6 protein-coding genes are annotated in these 7,581 nt (G+C 35.6%); 1 reads left to right on the top strand and 5 read right to left on the bottom strand.

Features of this window, described 5'->3' with window-relative positions; all coding sequences use genetic code 11:
* Positions 1-253: 253 nt before the first annotated feature.
* The 5 genes from FTV11_RS16650 to mobQ form a co-directional block, all read right to left on the bottom strand.
* Positions 254-1,138: an Mph(E) family macrolide 2'-phosphotransferase gene (locus FTV11_RS16650; protein WP_000155092.1), complete on the bottom strand. Its 885-nt coding sequence runs from the start codon at positions 1,136-1,138 to the stop codon at positions 254-256.
* Between the two features lie 55 nt (positions 1,139-1,193).
* Positions 1,194-2,669, bottom strand: a complete 1,476-nt coding sequence (gene msr(E) / locus FTV11_RS16655; RefSeq protein ID WP_000052512.1) for an ABC-F type ribosomal protection protein Msr(E) — start codon at positions 2,667-2,669, stop codon at positions 1,194-1,196.
* Positions 2,670-3,266: 597 nt separating this feature from the next.
* On the bottom strand, positions 3,267-3,554 hold the full coding sequence (locus FTV11_RS16660) for a hypothetical protein (RefSeq protein ID WP_004870774.1): 288 nt from the start codon (positions 3,552-3,554) through the stop codon (positions 3,267-3,269).
* Positions 3,551-4,492, bottom strand: coding sequence for a replication initiation protein (locus FTV11_RS16665; RefSeq protein WP_020846814.1), 942 nt, complete (start codon positions 4,490-4,492; stop codon positions 3,551-3,553). Before FTV11_RS16665 ends, FTV11_RS16660 begins: the two co-directional genes overlap by 4 nt.
* A gap of 711 nt (positions 4,493-5,203) precedes the next feature.
* Entirely contained in the window at positions 5,204-6,856 is a 1,653-nt protein-coding gene (gene mobQ, locus FTV11_RS16670) for a MobQ family relaxase (RefSeq protein ID WP_004870770.1), read from the bottom strand.
* A gap of 211 nt (positions 6,857-7,067) precedes the next feature.
* Here mobQ and FTV11_RS16675 point away from each other — a divergent pair, with 211 nt between their 5' ends.
* Positions 7,068-7,370, top strand: a complete 303-nt coding sequence (locus FTV11_RS16675) for a hypothetical protein (RefSeq protein ID WP_163169824.1) — start codon at positions 7,068-7,070, stop codon at positions 7,368-7,370.
* Positions 7,371-7,581 lie beyond the last annotated feature (211 nt).

Consider the following 7,581-nt stretch of genomic DNA (forward strand, 5'->3'; position numbering starts at 1 on the left):
CTTTGAATGGGTTCTAACACCCGAATTTCGTATATGAGATTTTATGTTAAATTTTTTATATCAAAATTTCAAAGTGTACTGATGAGTACACTTTGAATGGGTTCTAACACCCGAATTTCGTATATGAAATTTTATGTTAAATGATTGTTAGAAATGCCCCTTGATCGAGGCATTTTCTATAAAGAATACTAAAAACTAATTAAAGCCAACCAAGTTTCAAAACAAGGCAGTTCTCAGCAATCATATTTTTAAATTATATAACTCCCAACTGAGCTTTTGCTCCAACGATAAGGCTTTCATTTTGAGTTTCTAAGGCAAATAAACCATACATCAAAGGAGAGGCCGCTGCTCTTTCTAAAGTCTGTTCATATAGTTTATTCCAAACTTTACCCCCTAGTTTTTCATACTCGATGATTAGAGTTTTGAGGCTTTCTTCTCCAAACAAAGTTACATGCCCAGCAAAATCAATCGCTGGGTCATCTATATGGGCTGTTGACCAATCAATAACGCCTGAAACAGCTCCATCCTTTGAAGCTAGTACATGCCCAGCATATAAATCGCCATGTATAAATTGGGTGAAATCTGCCCATAGAACATCATTATCCAACCATTTTCTGTAGCGGGTTTCCAATTGCTCACTTATACCAATTTCAGATTTTACTAACTGCAAATTGTTTGCTATTTCAGGTCTTAAATCTGAAGGTTTCATAATTTTCAAATCATTTTCCCGAACTTCTTTTTCAGGAATACTATGGATTTCAAATAAGGTTTTTGCCAAAGATGTTATGTATTTCGGGCTATCTTTGTCCATATTCCAAATTATTTCATAGGTTTCAGCATCCAAATTTAAAACAGGATTATCTTTAAGTATGGGATAAGCCACTAATTCTGTAGATGAAATTCTCCAATCAGGAACCTCTACAGAAAGATGTTTTTTTACCAATTCTAAAATGCGTTTTTCTTTCTTGATTTGTTCCCTCATGCCATCACGACGAGGAATACGCAGCAACCATTGTTGCCCCTTTGTATCAAGAGCAAAAACGACCTTAAAATCAATGCCCATTTCATTGAAATTCATTTTGTCCGTAAGCAACAAGCCGTGTGCTTCAGCAAGTGATTGAATATCTTGAATTGTCATTTTTAATTTCCTTTAAAGAGTTCAATAATTAATGTTCGGATTAGATTGGCTATCATTAACAATCTCTCTCAAAAGTCTTGATGATTTTGTGGTCTTTGATCTCGTAGATAATGTCAGCAATATTATCGACCAATTGCTTGTCATGAGATACGAAGATAATAGTTCCTGCATAGGACTTCATCATTGTTTCTAATGCGGCAATACTTTTTAGGTCAAGATAGTTTCCTGGTTCATCCATAAGCAAAATATTATATTTTCCTAAAAGCATTTTGGATAAAAGCAGTTTGATGATTTCACCTCCCGATAAGTCGGATAAGTTTTTTTGAATATCATTCGCTCCGATCCCCATTGAAGCCAATACTGCACGAATTTCCGCAACTGTGTACTCGCACTCTTCCTGCATAAAGGAGAGCACAGATTTATGCGTGTTAAATTTATATCCTGTTTGTGTAAAGTAGCCAATTTCAGCTTTTGGAGATATGGTTAATCCATCAGCACGTTCTGATATCATTTTTAACAAGGACGTTTTCCCTGTTCCATTCGATCCAGTTATAGCGACTTTAGCGCCAAGCGGTATTATAAAGTTAGCGTCATCAAAGATAGTACGGCTACCAAATTTTAAGCTCAGACCATCTGCCGTAATCGGGAACTTATTGTGCAGTTCTAGGGCTGAACTTTGACGAAAACGAATAGAACGCAAATGCTCTGGTGCTTGAATATCTTCTAATGCAGCCAAACGCTTTTCCATACTCTTAGCTGCCTGATACAGTTTTCTTTGCTTGGTGCCAGTCATTTTTGCATGCCCAAGTCGTCCAGCACTTTCGGTAGAGTTTTTGGATTTTTCTCCTTTTTTCTTATTGTCTAATCGATTAGCTTGCTGGCGTTTTTCTTGCACAGCAGATTCTAATCGCTCCCGTTCCTTCATCATCAGCTCATATTCTACGGCTTGGTGTTGTCGCTCTTCTTCTTTTTGACGCAAGTAATCCGAGTAACCACCCCAATATTCCGTAATTTTACCGTCTTTTAACTCCCATATCTTGTCTACAACCATATCAAGAAAATATCGGTCATGACTGATAACAAGTAATGCTCCATCAAATGCTTTAAGTTGACCAATAAGTAGATCTATTCCATTGAGATCAAGGTGGCTGGTTGGTTCATCCGCTAGAATGCCATGTACTTGTTGGGAAAATGCGGCAGCAATTTTTGCACGAGTTTCCTCTCCGCCACTCATTGTGTCGTTTTGTACATTGGAAACACCAAGGCGAGATAACATTGCCCGGTCTTCGACCGTTTCTATTTCGATTCCGCCCAGTTGGCTGATATGTGCAAAATCACCAAAACGCTGTAATGTCGCTTCGGCTAAAACAATTTCGCCATTAAGTACTTTGAGTAAACTACTCTTTCCTGCTCCGTTATCACCCACAAGACCAATACGGTCATAAGAGTGAATTTCCAATTCATCAATATCCAAAACATCACGCCCAGCATAATCCAAGCGTATGTTTCTCGCTTTAATAATTAAACTCATTTTTATTTACTCCTGTTTAGCTCTTGAAATTTTTTATGCAGCAAACAGGATTTAGGTGAAAACAAAAGCTAGCATCACAGTGTCCTCCCAAAAAAAAAGCTATTCATCCACAGGGTGGACAAATAGCTAGTCAATTAAGTTATAACTGGAAACTATGCACTAAAAGCATACTTATAAATTAAGCATACTTTTACTTTATATATCCGCATATATTCTTAAAGACACAACAAAAGCCCACCATTATAAAATAGTGTCACTATGCAAATAGTTGTGTCTTAACGAATGCGGATAGAATGCATAAACTTACCTAAAAAATAAAATTCAGTTTTATGATAACTTTACTGTTAAAAGAAGTCTAGACAACCTTGTTTTATGCTTGGATATAAGGCTTATTTTAAAATAATAGTAGTGAAGATTTTCTAAAATTAACATAATACACCTTATACGAAATTTGTTATAATTCTCGTGAAAATTCAACGCTGTAGTTTCAATTTTCTAGCCCAGTCGTCAATGACTGGGCTTTTTTTATTACTTTTCACGTTCCACGCCTAGTCTTTAATCAATGTTCCACGATTTTGATTAAATAAACTGAATAATTCAATCTGCAGAATTTAAGCGATTATCTTGAATAAGATCACTCAACTTACCTTCAAGCGATTCGATTTTATATTTCAGAGACAAGATTGAATCTTTTAAACGTGAATTTTTAGGTGCATCCGGATTCTTTAATTGATTAAAAACCTCTAATAATTCGCTGTGATGAGTGCTTAACCTTTCAATGTCACTTTCAATAGCCATTCTTGGTGTCCACAGAGCAAGTAAACTTTGCTCATAATCTTTGAGTTCTTGATGACTCATTGCATCTAATTCAGCCTTAGTTCTCATGGTTTAAAATCCGTCTTGCTATGAAGAGCTTTAAAAATCCGTTTTGTTGTTTCCTCTCTTACACTTTTCGGATCTCGTAAGATGCCACTAATCCAGAGGGCAAATGTCGGGTAGTCTGGGAAATTACTGAGGTCTGATAGCTCAGAAAGTTTAGATAAAATAGTGCTGTACTTGTTAATTTGAGCATCAGATAAATTGCAGAACATATCTATAGTTCTTTGATCTCGCTGAGGCGCTATTAATTTTGGCTTAGGTTTTTCTTTCACTATAAATTTAAAGCCAACTACTGAACGCCCTTTTTTTACATTTTCATAAGTGAGTTCAATATCTGTATTAGTTGTAATCTCATTTAATGAAGGCTTCATTACTCGGTCTTTTAAATTACAGAGTTTGTCATAAGATTTGGGCAAACCCAGCTCATTTTTTATATGTTCTAAGGACATTTCAAATTGTCCCATTGCTTGATGCTTTTTAGCTAAATGATAAAGATCGAATGAGTAATCTTTTTTCAAACTTAGTACGATATCTTTTTTATATTTTGTATAAGGGTTTAATTTATCAAACTCTTTTAACATCAGTAGAACGATTTCAGGGAAACGTATAGCTATCCCTCCGTCTTCATAAGTGCAATCAATCACCCAATTCGACAGCACCTTTTTTCCTCTTTCATTGTTATAAGAGAAATTTCTTTTAAGTAGATTCTTGCTGGCTAGTTCTAACTGCGTATATGCGGAATGCGTTTTAATGCCACATTCTCTAGCAAACTCTTCTGCCGTAATCATAATTCGGTCTTTTTCAGTTGCATCAGTGGTTCTAGCAATTGGGCTAGCAAGTATTAACATTCGTTTTTCATCAATGTTCATACTCTTAAAGCATTCTTGAACATTGTTTTGCATAACAACCCAGCTCAGAGGATATGTTTTTTTATTTTCGTCCATATAACTACAACCCCAAAAAACTAACTAACTACATTGGTATTTATGTAGCTTAAACATACATTGTCGTTTATTTTTTGACTACTATTTTTGTAGTTTTTTAACAAAACTACAAACTTTTTCTTGTAGTTTAATGTCCGGTAAAAGTAGTTTCTATGTCCGGTAAAAGTAGTTTTTTAAGTCCATTTTGTCCGGCATTTGTAGTTTAATGTCCGGTAAAAGTAGTTTTTTAAAGTCTGAAAGCATTGCTAGGCGTGGTTTATAGGGGGGTCTAAAAGCTTTTAAAAGCTTTTTAAAAGAATAAAAGGGAATTTATTTCCAAAGTGAGTTATTAAAACTGCCCTTGGTACTCGCTAAAGCTCGTACTCTATTGAAGCTCGTTTCACTCGCTTCGTGGGGGGCAGTTTTTTGCATATATGATCAAGGATTCAAAAAGCAAAACATGAATAATGCATTCGCTATGCTCATGCTTTTTGACGAGCAAAAGCATCAATACTTCGCTCGTAGACACTCGCTAATCACTGTCCCCAGTAATTCAATAAAAAACGGTTTTTCAGAGGGGGAATAAGCAAACTTTCGTTGTGTCGCTCGTAGATACTCGCTAAAAGGCTCTCATTTGCGTTCTAAGCGATTTTATTTTTATCAACTATAGTTTTACTGTATTTCTATCAAAAGTCGCTAAAACCCCCGTTTTTTTGCGCTTAAATGGGATTTCTAAGGCGTGTAGTCATGGTTATTGTCATTTTCTGGCTTTTTAGGCTCATTTCTCTGCTGTTTTTCTTGTTCTTGGCGTCTTACAAATGCCAAATGTTCTTGTTGCTCTCGTTCTTGTGCATAGCGTTGTTCTTGTTGCTCTCGTTCTTTACGTAACTGCTGTTCTCTAGATTCACGATCTTTTCGGTCGTTTTCGAGCTGTATTGCTCTTTTTTGGGAAAACTCTTGCTGCGCTTCGGTCTCAATTTTTTTTGTAAAAGCCGCATGCAATTCTTGGATTTTTAGATCTTCCATTTCTTCTGCATATAGTCGCTTTTGTTTTTCACCATTTTGAGGACTAAAGTATTTATTTCCATAGTTATCTTCTTCAAATATATAACTATTTATGATCTCCAGTCTTTGATCGCGTACATACTCTTGATACTCAGTTTCTCTGCGTGATATTTCAGAAATTTGATGATCTATATTTGAAATTTGATCATTAAGTTTTCGTTGTTTAACAGTGATGTTCGGTTCGTCAAATTTTGCAAAAGACTTTTTAGGCTGGAGCAGCTGATTTTCTTCTGTCCATTTATTTAAATGATCAGAATATCTCTCTTTTTTTTCTATTTCACTAAGACCAGAAATATGCTTTTGGATGTCTAGTTGGGTGTTGTGTTGGTCGATCAGGTCATTTATTTGATTGATCCATTTTGTTTTAAAAAATAAAGGCTCTTTTTTGCGTAGTTCTGATATTGCAGAACTCATCGTGTCTAATTTTGTTGTTAATTTTGATAATTCTTCATTTTGGAATTCATAAAGTTTCTGAGAAGTTTTTTCTGAATACTCAGCTTGAGAGTATTGAAACTGAAGCTCACTTCGTACTTTTTGAACAAGATCCTCAGATACTTTGATGTTTTCATCCAGTGCGATGACCTTTTTGATTTTTAAATTACGTAGCTTAATTTCATCATTTTTCAGACTAATTTCTGTAAATATCCCTCGTCTCCGGAGGTATGTCGCTTGAGGACCTTCGTGCTGAGTTGCTTCTAGGTCACTTTCCTGGTCTTCATAACTTCTGTGATCGACACGTTCATCAAATCCATTTTGTTCCAGGTGATGATTGCATAACTCTGCAAATGATTCTCTCCAGTGGCTTACAGTTTCTGTGCCATTGTCACGACTGAAGTCCCTATATTTTTTTGCTGAAAAGCCACCCTGCTCATTAATACTTCGGGTTGTGAACATGATGTGTGCATGGTAGTTGCGTTCATCACTTCCACTGTCTGTATGAGGTGCATGAATAGCAGCATCAACGATGACACCGTATTTTTTAACGAGGTTTCGGCAAAGTTCATTGAGCATATTTTCACGCTGTTCAGCGTTTAACTCACTGGGAAATGCAATCTCAAACTCTCTTGCAAGTAATGCATCTTTTCTACGTTCAACCTTTTCGACTTCATTCCAAAGTGTTTGGCGCTTGAGTAACTCAGTATTTGTATTTTCAGGTGCATAGATTTTTGTAAATTCGACACCAGTTTTTCTTGTGTAGTCTTGTTCTTTTCCATAAAAATCGCATACCAATTTTTCACTTGAACGATATGCAGCACAAGCAACGGCCGATCGTCCATTACCTCTACTAATCGTTTTAACTGAAAAATGATATATCGCCATTTTGCTTTTGCTCTTTATTTCGATTTATCGAAATTACCAACATGTATATGTTGGTCAGGGGATTACAAAGGGGATTTACCCCTTGTCGCACCATTGGATGAAATCCAATGGCTAAGTGCGCCCTTCGGGAAAACCACGATAGCATGGGCTGTCTTGAATTTCAATTCAAACAGACCTATGCTTGAGGGGGATTCCTTGATACGGTGATGGTATGAGTGTTGATAATTTAGAGCAAAAAATTGCAAAGCAAGAAGAACGCTTAAGACAGCTAAAAGAACAGAAAAAAGCTGCCATTGCACGTGAAAAAAAGAAAGTTTCTGATCAACAAAGAAAAGATGATACGAGACGTAAAATTCTACTGGGAGCTTGGGCTTTAAATAAATTAAAAAATGATGAATCGTTTAAGCAGCAATTAGCCGATTTTGAGCAATTTTTAAATACGGAAAATAAGACCGAAGAAAATAAGCAGAAAGATAAAGATCTTTTTAATGGATTTATTTGGGATAAGACCTAAATTTCGCATAAGAGATTTTATGTTAAATTTTTTATATCAAAATTTCAAAGTGTACTGATGAGTACACTTTGAATGGGTTCTAATACCCGAATTTCGTATATGAGATTTTATGTTAAATTTTTTATATCAAAATTTCAAAGTGTACTGATGAGTACACTTTGAATGGGTTCTAACACCCGAATTTCGTATATGAGATTTTATGTTAAATTTT

Source organism: Acinetobacter sp. YH12231 (assembly GCF_013417755.1).
In the GTDB taxonomy this organism is placed as follows: domain Bacteria; phylum Pseudomonadota; class Gammaproteobacteria; order Pseudomonadales; family Moraxellaceae; genus Acinetobacter; species Acinetobacter amyesii.